Origin of the sequence: Chitinophaga sp. HK235, assembly GCF_018255755.1 — a bacterium.
Lineage (GTDB): Bacteria > Bacteroidota > Bacteroidia > Chitinophagales > Chitinophagaceae > Chitinophaga.
Window position 1 is genome coordinate 6,613,136 of sequence record NZ_CP073766.1, and the last position, 17,895, is coordinate 6,631,030.

16 protein-coding genes are annotated in these 17,895 nt (G+C 46.4%); 12 read left to right on the forward strand and 4 right to left on the reverse strand.

From position 1 onward, the window contains the following. Positions 1-73 precede the first annotated feature (73 nt). The 5 genes from KD145_RS25165 to KD145_RS25185 all read left to right on the forward strand — a co-directional run bounded on the left by KD145_RS25165 (position 74) and on the right by KD145_RS25185 (position 7,324). The gene (locus tag KD145_RS25165) at positions 74-673 is read left to right on the forward strand and encodes an RNA polymerase sigma factor (protein WP_212002593.1); all 600 of its coding nucleotides are present in this window, start codon (positions 74-76) and stop codon (positions 671-673) included. Positions 674-719: 46 nt separating this feature from the next. Beyond that, positions 720-1,685: a FecR family protein gene (locus tag KD145_RS25170; RefSeq protein WP_212002594.1), complete on the forward strand. Its 966-nt coding sequence runs from the start codon at positions 720-722 to the stop codon at positions 1,683-1,685. Between the two features lie 32 nt (positions 1,686-1,717). Beyond that, entirely contained in the window at positions 1,718-5,107 is a 3,390-nt protein-coding gene (locus KD145_RS25175; RefSeq protein WP_249219553.1) for a TonB-dependent receptor, read from the forward strand. Positions 5,108-5,121: 14 nt separating this feature from the next. Further along, positions 5,122-6,720 carry a RagB/SusD family nutrient uptake outer membrane protein gene (locus KD145_RS25180; protein ID WP_212002595.1) on the forward strand — a complete coding sequence of 533 codons (1,599 nt, stop codon included), beginning with the start codon at positions 5,122-5,124 and terminating at the stop codon, positions 6,718-6,720. Between the two features lie 118 nt (positions 6,721-6,838). Continuing rightward, positions 6,839-7,324, forward strand: a complete 486-nt coding sequence (locus KD145_RS25185; protein WP_212002596.1) for a DUF1772 domain-containing protein — start codon at positions 6,839-6,841, stop codon at positions 7,322-7,324. A gap of 45 nt (positions 7,325-7,369) precedes the next feature. On the opposite strand, the gene KD145_RS25190 is transcribed toward KD145_RS25185, so the two are convergent. The 3 genes from KD145_RS25190 to KD145_RS25200 all read right to left on the reverse strand — a co-directional run bounded on the left by KD145_RS25190 (position 7,370) and on the right by KD145_RS25200 (position 11,007). Continuing rightward, the gene (locus KD145_RS25190) at positions 7,370-8,482 is read right to left on the reverse strand and encodes a TIGR03118 family protein (RefSeq protein ID WP_212002597.1); all 1,113 of its coding nucleotides are present in this window, start codon (positions 8,480-8,482) and stop codon (positions 7,370-7,372) included. A gap of 153 nt (positions 8,483-8,635) precedes the next feature. Further along, positions 8,636-9,748: a TIGR03118 family protein gene (locus KD145_RS25195; protein ID WP_212002598.1), complete on the reverse strand. Its 1,113-nt coding sequence runs from the start codon at positions 9,746-9,748 to the stop codon at positions 8,636-8,638. A gap of 152 nt (positions 9,749-9,900) precedes the next feature. Continuing rightward, complete coding sequence (locus tag KD145_RS25200) at positions 9,901-11,007, reverse strand: TIGR03118 family protein (RefSeq protein WP_212002599.1); 1,107 nt, start codon at positions 11,005-11,007, stop codon at positions 9,901-9,903. 398 nt (positions 11,008-11,405) lie between these two features. Between KD145_RS25200 and KD145_RS25205 the strand changes: the two genes are divergently transcribed. Together KD145_RS25205 and KD145_RS25210 are read left to right on the forward strand one after the other, a co-directional pair. Beyond that, positions 11,406-12,374 (forward strand): dimethylarginine dimethylaminohydrolase family protein, encoded by a 969-nt coding sequence (locus KD145_RS25205; RefSeq protein ID WP_212002600.1) that lies wholly within the window; start codon positions 11,406-11,408, stop codon positions 12,372-12,374. 162 nt (positions 12,375-12,536) lie between these two features. Beyond that, positions 12,537-13,181, forward strand: a complete 645-nt coding sequence (locus KD145_RS25210; protein ID WP_212002601.1) for a GNAT family N-acetyltransferase — start codon at positions 12,537-12,539, stop codon at positions 13,179-13,181. 29 nt (positions 13,182-13,210) lie between these two features. On the opposite strand, the gene KD145_RS25215 is transcribed toward KD145_RS25210, so the two are convergent. Continuing rightward, positions 13,211-13,678, reverse strand: coding sequence for a nucleoside triphosphate pyrophosphohydrolase family protein (locus KD145_RS25215; protein ID WP_212002602.1), 468 nt, complete (start codon positions 13,676-13,678; stop codon positions 13,211-13,213). A 212-nt stretch (positions 13,679-13,890) separates the two neighbouring features. Here KD145_RS25215 and KD145_RS25220 point away from each other — a divergent pair, with 212 nt between their 5' ends. The 5 genes from KD145_RS25220 to KD145_RS25240 all read left to right on the forward strand — a co-directional run bounded on the left by KD145_RS25220 (position 13,891) and on the right by KD145_RS25240 (position 17,802). Beyond that, the gene (locus tag KD145_RS25220; protein ID WP_212002603.1) at positions 13,891-14,928 is read left to right on the forward strand and encodes an endo alpha-1,4 polygalactosaminidase; all 1,038 of its coding nucleotides are present in this window, start codon (positions 13,891-13,893) and stop codon (positions 14,926-14,928) included. Between the two features lie 168 nt (positions 14,929-15,096). Next, positions 15,097-15,735: a Crp/Fnr family transcriptional regulator gene (locus tag KD145_RS25225; protein ID WP_249219555.1), complete on the forward strand. Its 639-nt coding sequence runs from the start codon at positions 15,097-15,099 to the stop codon at positions 15,733-15,735. A gap of 35 nt (positions 15,736-15,770) precedes the next feature. After that, on the forward strand, positions 15,771-16,220 hold the full coding sequence (locus tag KD145_RS25230) for a DMT family transporter (protein WP_212002604.1): 450 nt from the start codon (positions 15,771-15,773) through the stop codon (positions 16,218-16,220). A 37-nt stretch (positions 16,221-16,257) separates the two neighbouring features. Then, a complete protein-coding gene (locus KD145_RS25235) occupies positions 16,258-16,887 on the forward strand; it encodes an NAD(P)H-dependent oxidoreductase (protein ID WP_212002605.1) in 630 nt (209 codons plus the stop codon). Positions 16,888-16,911: 24 nt separating this feature from the next. Then, on the forward strand, positions 16,912-17,802 hold the full coding sequence (locus KD145_RS25240; protein ID WP_212002606.1) for a dienelactone hydrolase family protein: 891 nt from the start codon (positions 16,912-16,914) through the stop codon (positions 17,800-17,802). Positions 17,803-17,895 lie beyond the last annotated feature (93 nt).

A 17,895-nucleotide genomic window follows, 5' to 3' on the forward strand; every position in this document is an offset into this window, starting at 1 on the left:
CCAACCGGCATAAACTTAATATCCACGTAATATTGAACGATTACTTTTGTTGTGACAGTTATATTTCCTTTTTATGACCGTGCATAAACCAATTACTTCCTGTAAAGCGGGCACTGTGGCAGATCGGCTGGCTTTTGAGCAATCTGTGGCTGCTTACTGGAACAAGCTCCTGGCCATTGCGGTGGCCAAAACCAATGCACACGATGCGTTTGATATTGTGCAGGACATTTTTCTTTCTTTATGGGAGAAATGGGATACAGCTCCGAAAGATGAAGGTCTTGAGTTTTATTTGTTACATGCGCTGAAACTCCGCATATTTAAATACTACCGCACCAATGGCCGTTACCAGGCCCACCTGAAACAGCTGGAAACATTATTGCAGGATACGCTGGATACGCCCGGCACCTTTGCCCAGGAAGAGTTATATGGGCTGCAGGAAGCCGTATTGAACGAAGCCCTGGATACTTTGTCGCCCAGTCAGCAGCAGCTGATGACGTTAAGAGTCCGTCATCATTATTCATATCAGCAGATTGCCGGCATATTGGACATAGATCCGGCGTCTGCCCGTGTATTATACAGCCGGGCATTGAAACAGGTGAAAACACATATCAAAGCCAATCCTTCCCTGGCACTCGGTCTGGTGACCTCCTGGATGTTGTTTACAATTCCTTAACGTTGGCGTAGTTAACATTTTTTTGCTCCCGGGTATTCTTCTGTAGATGACACCACAAAAATATCCAGGGGCGCAGGCCCTGTTAGAAAAATTTCATGCAGGGAAATGCAGCCCTGAAGAACTGGAGATCCTCGACCGGTGGTATAATGGTTTGGGAGAAGGGACACCTGACTTGTCTGCCCTGGAAGCAGACCTGCTGAGGGAGCAGTTCCTGGCCAGCTTCAGAAATGCTTTGCCTCCGGCTGTTGTGACCTGGTGGCGCCGCCCGGGTATCAGGTGGTCTGCTGCAGCCAGTATACTGCTGATGGCAGGCACCGCATGGCTGTGGAAAGGTAGTCCTGCCCGCATCTCCGGCAGCCTGGCCCCAAACGGCATGGTGACCATCTCCAATCACAGCACCGGTATCAAACAGGTAACACTACCCGATAGCTCTCATATCTGGCTGAATGCTTATGCTACCGTATCCTGGAAAAAAGACTTTAATCAGCATGAACGCAGTATAACGCTCACGGGTGAAGGTTTTTTTGATGTACATGCCAGCGATAAACATCCTTTCATCATCCATACCCGGGATATGGCCATCCGCGTACTGGGCACACAGTTCAACGTAGAAGCCTATGCAGCGGAAAAAACGACCAGGGTATCTCTCCTGCAGGGTAAAGTACAGGTGGAAGCCCGTAAAAACAAATCCGCGGCCACTGTATTAAAACCCGGCTATGCCGCCGCTTACAACAGCGGAGAAACGTTGATGCATATCAGTGAAACAGATGCCGCCAAGGTAGCTGCCTGGAAAGACGGCGCCTTCACCGCCACCGACATCCCGCTGAAAGATGCGGTCACCAGGCTCTGCGACCGCCATGGTTATTCCGTAAAATGGAAAAATACAACAGACATACAAAAGAATATTACAGTCATATTTAAAACAGACAGCTTCACCAGAATGCTGGACAACATATGTTACATCAGTCGTAAACAGTATAAAATTTCCGATAGAGAGGTGACCATTTTTTAAAAAAGCTACAACACTCCGAAAACAACTTTAATATGAAAAGGAAATTTACAGTCTCGGACCAACAGGTCCGCAGCGGCGGGCATGCCATGTCTGGCATCAAACGCGCCCTGTTGCTGGGTTGCTGCCTGCTCCCTGCCACCTTCGGCTTTGGACAGAACAACCTGAACGAAAAGGTTAAACTGGACGTTTCCAGCGCTTCCCTTTCGCAGGTGCTAAAAGCATTAAGCAACCAGAGCAGCTTCACTTTCAACTATGTTAAACAAGACTTTGATGGCATCACCATCAAAAACCTCAAAACAGATAATATCACCCTCAACGAAGCGCTGCATCTGCTGAGCAATCAGTCTGATATAGAGTACAGCGTTAGCGAGAAAGCAATCCTGCTCCGCAAAAGACAACAACAACAGGAAACAACTACCTCCGGTAAACAGATCGCAGCACATAAAATTACCGGCCGCGTAACCACCGAAAATAAAGAACCTATCCCCGGCGTGACCGTTTGGGTAAAAGGCACTAAAAACAGAGCTATCACCGATGTCGACGGACGCTACGAAATCACCGTGGATACCGAAAACCCCGTACTGAGTTTCAGTTATGTGGGCTATCAGACAACAGAACTCACTCCCGGCAATAACAATCACATCGACCTGGTACTCAAAACCAGCAACAGCTCCCTGAATGAAGTAGTAGTGGTAGGATATGGCACCGCCAAAAAAGGAGATCTCTCCGCTGCCGTAGCCGTAGTACCCGATATGAAACAAATCAAAGAACGCCCGGTACTCGATGTGGCCAACATGATCCAGGGTAAAGTGCCTGGCATCACCGTAGTAAGCAATGGTGGCCATACCAGCGAATCCAATAATGTGGTGATCCGTGGTGTAGGCTCCCGTGGTAAAGAAAGTGTACTCTATGTAGTAGACGGTGTGCCCAACGCACCTTATAACCCGGCCGATGTGGAATCCATCACGGTATTAAAAGATGCGGCTTCCGCAGCTATCTACGGTGCATTCTCCGGTGCTTCCGGTGTAATCCTCGTGACTACCCGCCAGGCTACCAAAGGACAACCCAACGTACAGTACACCGGCTTTGTTGGTGCCAAACAGGCATGGCGCACCCTGCAATCCCTTAAGGCTGAAGATGAAGCGAAAGTGTCCAACCTGGCCTATACCAATGCCGGCCAGCCACCACTGCCCGGATGGGATGCTTCCTTGAACCCTTATGCCCAGGTGACCCGTACCGACTGGATGAAGGAAATATTCCGCACCGGCATGATACAACGTCATAACATCAGCGTAAATGCAGGTACAGAGAAATTCTCCACCCTCCTGCAGGCCCGCTATGAAAACGAAGAAGGGACCCTCCTCAATACTTATAACAAGAATATCTCCCTGCGCTTTAATGCCAACTACGAATTGACCAAAAAAGTGAAACTGCGGCAGGATATCTTCTGGAACAACAACGATAACAGAGATGCGGAAACAGCCAGCGGCTACACCGGCGTTATCCTCTCCTCCATCTACATGCCCCGCTCTGCCACCCCTTATTATGCAGACGGCTCTTTCGGCGGCGTTGGTCCCATTGATTCCAAATACCTCGGCGTCCATGGAGATGTTGTTAATCCGGTAGCAACACTGCTCCGCAACCAGCCTTACAACAAAAAAAGTGACCTGCAGTCTGTAACAGAACTCAACGTATCTGATATCATCCCCGGTCTGAGCTATTTATCCCGCTTTGCCTATCGCCAGAAAAACGGCCTCTGGAAAAACTTTGAGCCTAAAAGACTGGAGCCCGGAAAAACAAATGCACAAAACAGACTGTCCTATTCCACCGATAAAGAATATTCCTGGATCTGGGAAAATACACTGAACTACAACAAGATCCTCAAAAGACACAACATCGGTGCGATGGTGTCTATGACAGCACAGGAAGCAGGCAACCGCAACTTCACCGCTGCTGCCAGAAGCTTCGAAAATGAATCTGACTGGGCACGTTTTTTTGTGAACGCCGGTATATTCGACCAGGACCGTCCAACGGATGATGAATGGAAAGACCGCAACGCTTCTTATGTAGGAAGAATCTCCTATAGCTGGGCCGACCGTTATTTCGTAACCGGTAGCTACCGTTATGATATCGCCGGCCGACTGGCTGTTGGTAACCGCGCCAAAGGTTTCCCCGGTGTAACAGCCGCCTGGAAAATCAGCTCTGAACCATTCTTCCATGTACCTGCAGTAGACCTGGTAAAAATCAGGGCGAGCTGGGGCCGCATCGGTAATATCGGCTCCGTTGACCGCTACTACGGTTATCCTAAACTGAAAGATAATTATACCTATCAGATCGGAAATGGTGCCCCCCGTGTAAACGCACTGTTCACCGAAGTTCAGAACAATCCTAACCTCACCTGGGAAACATCTCAGCAAACAGATATCGGTATCGATATCAGCCTGCTCAAACAACGCCTCAACATCACCGCTGATTATTTCGACAAACGTACCTTTGATCTCATCAAACAGCAGGACACTTACTGGCCGGGCACTTTCGGCCTCAAAGCCCCGCAGATCAACCAGGGTGAAATAGGTAACAAAGGCATCGAAGTGGCAGTGAGCTGGCACGATAAAATAGGTACAGTAGGTTATGACCTGAGTGCTAATATGGCTACCCTGAAAAACCGGGTGTTATATATCGATGATAACCCCAACTCTTTCTGGATACACAACGACAGCTGGAGAAATGTATTGTCTCCTTACCGCTCCCAGGTAGGACAACCTTATTACTCCTATTGGCTGATACAGTCTGCCGGTATTTTCCAGTCAGATGCTGAAGCTAACGCCTACACGAAAAACGGACAGAAAATACAACCCAATGCCAAAGCCGGTGACCTGAAATTCGTGGACCAGAACGGCGACGGAAAAATTGATGATGCCGACAGAGTGTATATGGGCAATGCCTTCCCTAAACTGACTTATGGCTTTACCGCCAGCTTTACCTGGAAAAACTTCGACCTGAGCCTCTTCCTGCAGGGTGTAGGTGGCGTGAAACTATTCAATGCCTTTAAGCAGAGCACTCTCAATGGAGCTGAACAGGGCTACAATCGCTGGGACAAAATACTGGATGCCTGGTCTCCTGATAATGCCGGCTCCAATATCCCCCGCATATCTTCACAGGATGCCAACAAAAACTTCCAGACAGCTTCTGACTGGTATCTGGAAAATGGTAACTACCTGCGCCTGAAAAACCTGCTGATAGGCTACACCTTCAACAAGATGCGCTGGAACCAGGGTCTTCGTGTATACTTCAGCGGTGACAACCTCCTCACCTTTACCAAATATTCCGGAATGGACCCTGAAGTAGGCGGTGTAGGCCTCGATGGCGGACAGTTCCCCGTATCCCGTGTGTATTCGCTGGGCCTTAATGTTAAATTCTGATCAACTCAACAATCATGAAAAAGAGAAATATTTATATACCCGTTCTGATAGCGCTGATGGCCGGCGGAAGCGGCTGTACTGATAAGTGGGTGGACACCAAACCTAATGGCGCACCTTCTACAGCTTTCTTCTGGCAAAGCGATAATGATCTCCGTAAAGCCACTGCTGCGCTGTATATCGAAATGAAAAGTGAAGAAACCTGGGGAAGGGACCTCTTCTGGGTACAGGATGCCAGCGATGATCTGATTGTAGGCAGGGTAAAAGCCAACGGAGAAAATATCAAGAATTTTATTCCCACTGGCCGGGAAGATTATCTCGCTGAAGGATGGAAACGTTTATACGGTACTATCAGTAAAGCCAACCAGGCCATCCAGGGTATTCAGTCTGCAGTGAATGTATCGGATGCCGTAAAAAAACAATCACTGGGAGAAGCCTATTTTATGCGTGGTTTTGCGCATTTCTGGATCGCTTATATGTGGGGCCATAAAAACCAGGGCGTACCTTTTGATGGACCGGAGAATGCGGAATATGGCAAACGCATTCCTCCACAACTGGCATCTGTGACCGACAACTACGCACAGATTATCAGCGACCTGCAGAAAGCAGCAGACCTGCTGCCATTGTTTGAATCCTATGGTGATGCTGATAAAGGCCGTGCGCATAAAGCCGCTGCCTGGGCCTACATGGTAAAAGTATATGCTTACTGGGCACAGTTCGATAAAACCAAATGGCAACTGGTGCCGGCTTTGTGCGACAAAATCCGCGATGAAGGACATCGCGCCCTTATCACCGGCAAAGCCAGTGGAAAACAAAACTATCAGGCTGTTTTCAGTGTGGCCAACAACTGGTCATCTGAATATATCTGGTCTGTAACCTCCGGTATGCAGGGTGGTTCAGAGTTCCCCGGTGTAGTACTGGAAAACAAAGGATGGCTTAAATACAATGGTTGGGGTTATTTCCAGCCTACGGAAGAGCTGTATGAAGAATATGAAGCCAATGATCCCAGAAGGGAAGTGACCATCCTCAAATTTGGTGACAAATTTACCTATATCGGACAGGAGAAATTATATACTTCAACCAACAGTCTGTCCGGTTTCCAGATGAACAAGTATATGGAACCATATAGCTACGGTTCAAATGGTGACATGAGTTCCAATACCTTCGCAAGCTCTAACCCTGATTATCCAACTACAGCATTGAGCCTGCCGCTGATCCGGTATGCAGAAATCCTGTTGTTTAAAGCAGAAGCCCTGATCGAACAGGGCAGGGCAGGGGAAGCTGCTGCACCACTCAATGAAGTAAGGACCCGTGTAGGACTCGCTCCCGTGGCCACCCCTACAATGAACGATCTTAAACACGAACGTCGCGTGGAGCTGGCTTGTGAATGGACCGACCGCTTCCATGATCTTAAAAGATGGGGTGACTATGCTAAAATCAATGCGCCACTGCATGGCCGTATACATGCCAACCGCGAAGATCCGGCTTCTCCTTATACCATCAAGGAGGTTTGGCCTGCCCGCAACTTTAACCCGGACAAACATATGGCGTGGCCTATCAGTCCGGACGAAATTGCCCGCACCAACGGCGCTTATAAACAAACACCAGGCTGGTAATAACCAGGCATAATAAAAAAACAAACGGCTGAAATTTTCTGCGAGTAGAAAATTTCAGCCGTTTGTTTTATGCAGGTTGTCTATCTTTAAACACAACCTAAATCCTGTTACTTTTCTTATGCTATTTTTTTTATTGGTGATAACGGCGCTTACTGCAGCATTGATGGCTGGGCTTTTTTATGCCTATTCCTGTTCGGTAAATCCGGGGCTGGGCCGTTTGTCTGACACCTGCTATATGGCAGCTATGCAGTCTATCAACAGAGTGATCCTCAATCCGGTTTTTTTCATTGGTTTTATGGGCCCGGTATTTTTGCTGCCTTTAAGTACCTGGCTGGTCTTCCGGCAGGGCGCAACAGTAAGCGGCTGGTGCCTGCTGGCGGCGACTATCATTTACCTGGCTGGTGTTTTTGGGGTAACCGCAGCTGGTAATGTACCGCTCAACAATGCGCTGGACAAAGTATCGCTGCAGGGGGATGCCGCAGAGATAGCAGCACAACGCGCCCGTTTCGAAAAGCCATGGAACCGGCTCAATATGGTTCGTACCATTGGCGCCATCATAACAGTGACGCTGGTCATCATTGCCTGTCTGAAAATGAATTTTTAAAAAAGAAAGCCGGGTGCTTTGTCACACCCGGCCGTTATAACATTGTTATTTCTGTGGAAGTTCGTTCTGCTGTAGATAACCAAAGAGGCCGTGTAATCCGCCATTAGGGCTTGCGGTGAAAAATATTTTATTACCGGCGCCGGTCACATGGCCTTCAAGTGCCAATAATCCATCAATCGTCAGCGGAGCATTGTCTTTCCTGAGTTGTCCGAGGAAAGTGCCGCTTGCACTATAAGCATTGATACGGCCATCGCCGAAGTTGCCGATCAGGATCACATCATCACCAAAGTCGCTACAGCCTTCTGTAATACCCCATGGGGAGTTGAGCGTGCCCTGGGAAGCAAACCTTCTTACCAGGGAGCCATCCGATCTGAAAATATTTACATATCCATTGCCAGGGCCTGCCTCGTCAACTCTTTTTTGGGGGAGTTTCTGCTTAGCGTAGGTAACATACAGTAAACCGTCGATGTTCCGGATATTAAATGGAGCAAAGCCGGCCGGAATATTCGGATCACGGAATTGTTTGTACGGAATATATTTGAAAGCCGTGTCAAATACATCTATCGTTCCATCGCGGAAATTGGCAGCGTAAATATATGATTTGCCACTATCACTGGCGATGGCAATGCCTGTGTAAACAGCCTTGTCATTAAAGCGGGCAGTATGGTAAACTCCAGTATCACCGGATACCCAGGATACAAAGGTACCATCATCTATCGCAAAGATGAAATGGGCGCCACCAAAGCCGCTGGTATGGTTGAACACAACGCCGGTCCGACGGGCACCTTCGGTAGCAGGGATTATCACGGGTTTCCTCAGTTGGTTCCCGTCTTTATCATAAATAACACTATGTTGAAAAAGAGGACTAATTTCTGGGTTGTTGGTAGAAATCCAGAAAGCACCGGAAGGGCTCACTGCAAGTCCCCAGGCATTGACAAGAAGCGGGTCGATACGAGCGGCACCAAAGCTTGCATTATCAGCCACCAGATTAGTTTGTTTATAGTCTTTCGACAAACAGTCACAATCGTTACAATCGTTAGGGGGCCATCTGCGGCAACTGGTAGCCATCATTAAAAGCATGACCAGCGTCACCGCTATTCCGGAATGAACATTTCCTGCCGATCCTGCTGTAAGCAGTTTTTTAAATGAAGTTGTCATCTCGCTGCGTTTTTAGACGTGAAGGAATAATACATCGTGTAGTGAGCGTATTGTTTCCTGAACCTGAATGTCAAAAGAGGAAGGCCGGGCACGATACAGTGCCCGGCGGATGTGCTGCTGCAATTCCTGGTAGATGTGCTGTATTTTTGAATGTTAGTTCTTCTGTATGTAACCAAAGAGGCCGTGAGATTCTCCATTAGGGCCTGCGGTGAAAAATATTTTATTACCGGCACCGGTCACATGACTTTCAAGTGCCCATAATCCGTCAATCTTCAGTGGGGCGTTACCCTTCCTGAGTTGTCCGAGGAAAGTACCGTTTTTACTATAGGCATTGATACGGCCGTCGCCGAAGTTGCCGATGAGGATCACGTCATCTCCCAACCCGCTAAAGCTGCTACAGCCTTCTGTTATACCCCATGGGGAATTGAGTGTGCCCTGGGAAGCAAATCTTCTCACAAAGGAACCATCAGGTTTGTAAACATCTACAAATCCATTACCAGGACCAGGCTGGTTGAAGCGCCTTTCAGGGAGCTGCTGTTTGGCATAGAGCACATACAGTAAACCGTCGATGTTCCGGATATTAAAAGGGGCGTAGTCTGCCGGAAGGCCCGGATCATGGAATTGTTTGTAGCCAACATAATTGAAAGCAGTATCAAAAACGTCTATAGCCCCATTGCTAAAATCGGCAGCGTAAATATAGGATTTGCCACTATCGCTGGCGAGGGTAAGGCCTGTGTATTCAGAACCCTCTTTATCGCGGATCACCTTTACAACAGCAGTATCGCCGGACTTCCATGATAAAATGGTACCATTTATTGTTGCAAAAATAAAACGGGCACCGCCAAAGCCAGGGGTGTTGTTGAATACTACACCAGTTGGAATAGCGCGGTTTTGAACGTTATCTGTGGGGATAATCACAGGAGCTCTCAATGTATTGCCGTCTTTATCGTAGATAACGCTTACGCCTGCACCAGCGGATGAAAGCCAGAAAGCGCCGGTAGGGCCTACGGCAAGGCCCCAGGCATTGATAAGATTTTTATCAATGTGAGCCGCACCAAAACCAGCGGTATCAGCAACCAGGTTCGTTTGTTTGTAGTCTTTAGATAAACAATCACAATCGTTGCAGTCATGGTCGTTGAATCTGCGGCAACTGGTAACCATCATTAAAAGCATGACCAGCACCACCGCCATTCCGGAATACATATTTCCGGGATGAGTTCCGGCAGCCAATTTTGCTGCAAGCAGTTTTTTAAATGAAGTTGTCATCTTGCTACGGTTTAGAAGTGAAGGAAATAATGCATCATGGAGTGGGAGTATCGTTTCCTGAACCTGAATGTCCAAAGAGGACGGCCGGGTACTATACTGTGCCCGGCCGCTGTGCTGCTGCAATTCCTGGTAGATGTACTGTATTGTGGATGTTAATTCTTCAGAATGTAACCAAAGAGGCCATGGGATTCTTCCGTAGGGCCTGCAGTGAAAAATATTTTATTTCCGGTACCGGTTATACGACTTTCAATAGCCCACAATCCATCAATCTTCAGCGGAGCATTACCTTTCTTGAGTTGTCCGAGGAAGGTGCCATTTTCTTTATAGGCATTGATGCGGCCATCGCCGAAGTTGCCAACCAGGATCACATCGTCACCAAGTCCGCCGCTGCAACCTTCTGTAATACCCCAGGGAGAATTAAGCGTACCCTGAGAAGCAAACCTTCTTACAAGGGAGCCATTAGGTCTGAAAATATTGATATATCCATTGCCAGGACCTGCCTGATCATCATGTCTGTCAGGGAGCTTCTGTTTGGCGTAAGTCACAAATAATGAGCCGTCGATGTTCTTGATATTAAATGGCGCGAAGTCGGCTGGAATATTCGGATCGCGGAATTGTTTGTACGCAATATAATGGAAAGCGGTATCAAATACGTCTACAGTTCCATTGTGGAAATTGGTGGCATAAATATAGAGTTTGCCACTGTCGCTCGCGATAGTAATACCTTTGTAAACAGCATCAAATGGGGAACGGTCTGCCTTAATAACACCAGAGTCACCGGATTTCCAGGATACAAGGGTACCATTTTCTGTAGCAAAGATAAAACGGGCACCACCAAAGCTGGTGGAGCTATTGAATACTACACCGGTAGGTGCACCAGCGCCATGGCCGGAAGGAGAAGGAATGAATACCGGTCCTCTCAGCGCATTGCCATCTTTATCATAGATAACACTTTGGCCGGTACCATTGGCTGAAATCCAGAAAGCGCCATTGGAGCCTACGGCAATGCCCCAGGCATTAACAAGATTAGCGTCGATACGGCCCGCACCAAAACCTGCTGTATCAGAAACAAGGTTGGTTTGTTTGTAGTCTTTCGACAAACAATCACAGTCATCGCAGTCAGGGTGGTCAAATTTGTGGCAACTGGAGGCCATCATTAAAAGCATTACGAGCATGGCCGCTATTCCCGAATGGACATTTTTGGGGTGCGTCCCGGCAGCCAGTTTTGCTGCCAGCAGTTTTTTAAATGAAGTTGTCATCTCTTTGCGTTTTTTTGATGTGAAGAATTAAGCATCGTGGAGTGAAAGCATCGTTCCATCGACCGGTCCGCTAATAACGTGTTGTCTGTCTTGCTACATTTTTTCAAAGGGGCCTACACCAATCTCTGCTGTCATAATCACTATCACTATGCAGGATTTGTTATTATTCGGGGTCAGAAATATTTGGGTGGTGAGATGAATAAATAAGGATTAACTGATAGAAAAAGTTGACTCTTTGGAAAAAATATTATTCTTTGAAGTTAAGGATGGGAGCGGTTTTGATGATCTTTATGGCTGCCGTTGCTATCCGCTGAAATTTATTTTTTCCGATAGATAGCATCCTGAGATTTAGTAAATTCATACAGTCATCTTTTTCTTCATTAATAATCATTAAAGCAATGATTTTTGTTGAAAGTGAATTTGCTCCGCTGCAAACGGTCGTACTGGCTGAATCAGAATTTGGAATGCCTAAAGTACCCCGTGAAGAGGATCTTAAATTTTTACGCCCTGAAGCATTCACCGAAATGTATGAAAAAGCCGGTATGGATTACGCGGAGGCATATCCTGAAAGTCAGCATGCATGGGAAAATGAACGTACTGCACTGGAAGCAGTACTGACAAAACACGGTGTGAAAGTGCTGCGTCCGCGGCGGCTGACCACCGACGAAAAACGGGCTGCCGGCGATGATGGTTACGCTAATTTTTTTACCCGTGATCCTTTCTTTACCATCGGCAATCTGGTCATTGAAGGCTCTCTTCGTTTTCTGCACCGGCGAATGGAAATACTCCCCATCAGGGATATCATCCTCAAACATGTATATCCGGAAGACTGTATGTATGTGGCCACTCCCCGCCCGGAAGTGGCTGCAGCTGACGATCTTACGCTGGGACCTGGGCCGTTTATCGAAGGAGGGGATGTGCTTGTACTCGATAAACATATTTTTGTAGGCAACTCGGGGCTGGCTTCCAACACACTGGGCGCACGCTGGCTCGAAAAATTACTGAAGCCGCACGGTTATACACTGGAAGTAGTGCGTCTGCAACCGGAGATCCTACATCTGGACTGTGCACTGGGACTGATACGTGAAGGCCTGATGGTCATTTGTGAAGCTGCTTTTAAAGATGGCGTGCCGGAAAAATTACGTTCCTGGGATCGTATTCCGGTTACCCTTGAAGAAACTTCTCAGCTGGCTACCAATGGACTTCCGGTCAGCCCTGAGATATATGTGACCGATCCTGCGTTTAAGCATATCGGAGAACAGATCGCTAAACACGGAGTCAAAGTGGAGTATGTGGATTTTCAGGTATCACGCAGCCTCGGAGGTGCCTTCCGTTGCAGCACCCAGCCCTTGTTACGTAAAAGTTGAACCCCGAAAACAGAATACCGCAGACGCCTATACGCAATTGCATCAACGGCTGCGATTTAGTCCGTATATTTGATAATGATGCCTATATTTTCACAAACGATAATCGACTGCTGGCAGGCGCCCTTTTTGAACGGAACCCTCCTCTGTAGTGATAATTTGTTTATGGTGACTGTTAGCCCGCACCTGGACGAAGATAGTCCCATAATGGTGCTTGAAATGCCCGACGGCCAGGTGAGGGTAGTCCTGACTCCTGCATTGGCAGATCATCTGGACCTTCATCCGCAACAAAATTTGTCAGAGCCAGACTTCCGCCAGAAACTAAATGAAGCGGGCATCCTGCTGCATGGTGCTGATTATCTTTTTTATTTCTCAGAAGCAGAGAAGCAGATATTGTTGCAGGAACCGGTGAAAGCTAACCTGCGCCGGTTGACAGCACAGGACAAAGCGATTTTTGATGCGTTTTGCTCCCTTGCCTCCGCAGAAGACCTGGATGGCGCTTATGTGGAACTGGACCACTGGGCGGTATTTGGGGCTTTTGATGAAGACCGTCTGGTTTGTGCGGCCAGCATATATGCCTGGGAAGATACAAAGATCATGGACCTGGGTGTGTTGACACTCGATGCTTTCAGAGGAAGAGGACATGCCCGTCATGTGGTACGTGCCATCTGCCAATACGCCCTTGAAAACGGATATGAACCACAGTACCGGTGCCAGCTGGATAATCTGGCTTCTGTGGCGCTGGCTAAATCTGCCGGTTTAACGCTGTTTGGAAAATGGGATACGGTGTTTCCCGACTCCGGAGACTGAACATTTAAACCGATGATGCTATCATCGGTTTAAACTAAAATGTTATTAAGCTCAGCTGCCGAATAATTAACAGATTTCAGTGTTTTGTTATCAGACTTTCTGTAAACAAGATACAGGCCGTCCACTTTATTGTAATAACAATCCGTGTTGTGATGGGTTTTGTAATGTTCAATGGTTTTTTCGGCTTCTTCAATGGTTTTGCATGCCTTACTCATGTTTGACCGATGCACTTCACTGAACAGCGTATTGAATTTTTCTCCTAATCCAAACTCCAGGATAGCCCCGGCTAATACATATTGTAAGTCGCATAAGGCATCTGCAATTTCAACAAGATTTTTATCTGAAATTGCCTGCTGTAACTCCTTTAACTCTTCACTTATAAGCGATACTCTTAAATCACATCTTTGCTGATCGGGAATAACAGGTGTCTTTTCAATCGGGTGTTTAAAGGTGGTGTGAAACTCCGCCACTTTATTGAGCGCCTTTACATCTTCCATAATTAATTGAATTAAAAGTAAACAAGGGCTCAAATATAGGGCTTATCCTGAAATTAATTGGATACCATACTATACTAACAGATGCGAATTATATATGATGCCGCTGTGAAAAAAAATAATGATATTTAATTTGAAGAAACAGAGGGATAATGTTTTTTCTCCGTTATTAATACTGAAAAACCTTAAAATCCTTAAACCGAAACCCAAACACCATGCGTTCAATTTGTAGCAACCTTGCCCTCATCATGATCTGCCTACTTGGCCTCACATCATGTAGCAAAAAGGAATTATCAGAAAACAACAGCAACAAGAATGTTAGTAAGACATCTCCCAAAACGGAACTGATCGATTACCGCCAGGAACTGCGCACCTTTATTCAGGATATCAGCGCCTGGGCACGTGCACAGAAACCCGGATTCATTGTGGTAGCACAAAACAGTACGGAACTGATCACTACCAATGGAAGTCCTGCCGGCCCTGTTGCAGCCAACTACCTCAAAGCCCTCGATGGCATTGGAAGAGAAGAGTTATACTATGGTTATGAAAACAATGATGACTTAGCTACTCCCTCTAATATCACCAATGCATGGGTGAGCCTCCTGAAAATTGGTACTGCCAACAAACTCACGGTTCTTACGACAGATTACTGCAGCACTGCAACGAAAGTAACCGCTTCTTACCAAAAGAATGAGGCAAATGGCTTTATCTCTTTTGCAACTTCCAGCCGTGAACTGAAAGCCATACCAGCCGGCGCTCCCTATCATGAGAATGCAAACAACATCAACACACTCGCTGATGCAAAAAACTTTCTCTACCTGATCCATCCAACCAATAACCAGTACCTCAACAATCTGAAAGCTACCAACTACGATGTACTGATTATTGACGCTTTTCAGCTTGATAACGAAAGCGTTACCTGGACAAAAGATCAGATCAATTCCCTTAAAGTGAAAAAAAACGGAGCCAAACGTTTGGTGCTGGCCTACATGAGCATCGGACAGGCAGAGGATTACCGCTGGTACTGGAATCCATCATGGCCCGACAATAAGCCTGCATGGTTCGGCGACCTGGACCCTGATTGGGGAGGCAACTATAACGTACGCTACTGGATGCCGGAGTGGAAAGCCTTTATTTATGGTAACGCCAACTCCTACACGCAGAAACTGCTCGACGCAGGATTTGATGGTACCTACCTCGATCCGGTAGACGCTTCCGATTACTGGGAAGGCCAGCCAACCACAAAACGCTAAGGCCCTCGTGTAAAAAACAACAAAGCCGCATATATCGAAAGATGTATGCGGCTTTTTCGTCTTTGGTGGATCTGTTTTTCAAGCTTTGTTTACCTAACTCTTTCAGTGCCAGGGCTGCAACACTTAATGTTGGCTGATACTTAGATATACACAAATAAATCCCGTAAATTGGCTGGTCGAAGGATATTCATGACCGAAGAAGAGAAATATTTAGCTGAGTTCAGGGAAAAGCTCCTGACATACTATCCGATTTCGGATAAAGCTTTTCAGCTGTTACAGGATATTATCAGTTTTCACCGGTTAGATAAAGGGGAGATACTGTTAAATATCGGACAGGTTTCCAAGCATCTTAATTTCATTTGCCAGGGAGCCATGATCGCTTTTTTTACAGATGATCAGGGAAATACCTATAATAAAAACATCTTTCTGGAAAGGCAGTTTGCCGGATCTGCTGTCTCCGCACTGTTAAAAGCCCCGTCAGAATTCACTCTGCAGGCTATTGAAGATACTACCATTATCAGAATGAATTATAGCCAGTATAAAGAACTCATCTATAACAATGATGAACTGAAGCGTTTTTATATTGCTTATCTCGAAAAAAACTGGATCATCGATAAAGAGCAAAGGGAAATTTCCCTGGTAATGGAAAACGCCACCATCAGATATCAGAAGCTGCTGGCCGCATATCCGGATATAGACAAAAGAATTCCGTTACAACATATTGCTTCGCACCTGGCCATTACACCCACGCAGTTAAGTCGCATCCGGAAGGATTTAAAGAAAAGAGATTCCACTCAACATATGTAAAGAACAATGAAGATACTTAGGGATAATTTTGCCCTATGAATCAATATTTTGTTTCCGTAGTAGCTTTTTTCGGAGGTGTTTGTCTGGCTATACAGGCCGGTTTTAATGCCCGGTTGGGTTCATTGCTCAAAATGCCGGTCCTTGCCTCCATTTCACAGTCTGCCAGCAGTTTTATTTTTGCCACTGTTTTTGTGCTGTTTTTCTCAAAAGAGATCCCCAGCCTTCAAACCGCTAAACAAATCCCCTGGTATCTGTGGTTTATAGGTGGCTTGTTTAGTGTAACCGGAATCACCTTGTATTATTTTACTATTCCTAAACTGGGCGCTTCGAAAATGATAGCACTGGGATTATGTGGACAACTAATGCTTTCCGTTATTGCCGGACATTTCGGTTGGTTGAACCTGCCAGTGGAGCCCATCACGCTAAAGAAAACAATCGGCGTCGCGGCCATGTTAATAGGAATAATTTTAATCAGTTCAAAATAAACAGTATTTCAAGCAAGTTTATCCAATAATCAGTACAATGGATTTCATTAAAAATATGGAATGGCGGTACGCCACCAAAAGGTTTGACACAACACGGAAAATTCCCCGGACAGAGCTGGATCTTTTGAAAAGAAGTATTCAATTAACGCCATCGCCTTACGGACTGCAGCTTTACAAAGTGATCATCATCGCCAGCCAGGAGCTGAAGGAGACGTTGAAGCCATTTTCCCAGCATCAGCATCAGATTACAGACTGTTCGCATCTTTTTGTATTCTGTAATTATTCAACGGTGAAGGATGAATACATTGATGATTATATCCGCACAAAATCCGGCATATTGCATATAGACGCAGACCGGGCGGCAGCAAACGGCACATCGCTGAAAGCAAAGATCGCGGAAAAAACGCCGGAACAAACGACCAACTGGTTGAAGAATCAGACCTATCTCGCGTTGGGGTCTTTACTAACAGCTTGTGCTGATTTAAAGATCGATGCATGTCCAATGGAAGGTTTTGAACCGAAACATTACAACAACATTTTAAGACTGGAAGAAAAAGGACTCAATGCCTGCGTGATTGCTGCAACCGGCTACAGAAGTACCGAAGACAAAGTACAGTACAATCCGAAAGTAAGAAAACCTGCAGGATTACTCTTTGAAGAAATTTAAAAATCAATTTTAAAATACATGCTTATGAAAAAACTTAATAAGGAAGATATCAACCCCGCGGTTTTTGAATTATACAACGACTATGCACACAATCGTTTAAGCAAGGAGGCGTTTACAGAAAAGCTCTCCAACTATGCTGTCGATGGATGGACGGTTGCTTCACTGGTTACCTTTTTAATGCCTGATTACAAAGATGCCATACAGATAAAACCGGATGATCCGCGCATTGTTACAGAATATATCAGCTATCCTTCTCCGCAGGGCGGAGGGACCATAAAAGGGCTGTTGTGTATGCCTGCAGGCAACCAGAAAAAATTACCAGGCATACTGGTCGTTCATGAAAACAGAGGCTTGAACCCACACATCGAGGATGTGGCCAGACGTGCTGCATTGGCTGGTTTTATCAGTCTGGCTCCGGATGGATTAAGTCCTTTGGGAGGTTACCCCGGAAATGATGATGATGGCCGTACCCTCCACAACCAAAGGAAACCGGACGAAATGCTGGAAGACTTCATCGCAGGATTCGACTACCTGAAGGGACAGGAGTATTGCAACGGAAAAGTAGGAGTAGTAGGCTTTTGTTTCGGTGGCTGGATTTCCAATATGCTGGCGGCCAGAGTACCCGATTTGCTAGCCGCAGTTCCTTTTTATGGTGCCCAGGCACCTTTGGAGGAAGTGCCTCATATCAAAGCTGCGCTTCAGTTGCACTATGCAGAATCCGATGCCAGTATCAACAGTGGTTGGGCTGCCTATGAAAAAGCATTGAAGGATAACGGCAAGGAATATACGGTTTATCATTATCCGGCTACACATCACGGTTTTCATAACGATACTACACCACGCTACAACAAAGCAGATGCTGAGTTGGCGTGGAAACGTACGATTGCTTTCTTCACTGAAAAGCTGGGGAAATAAGTAGCATTTCAGGCCGGTATCTTAACCAGAAAAGACAGATTCGTAAATTCAATCCGTCTTTTCTGGTTAGTTGCTAAATGCCTGAACGATCGC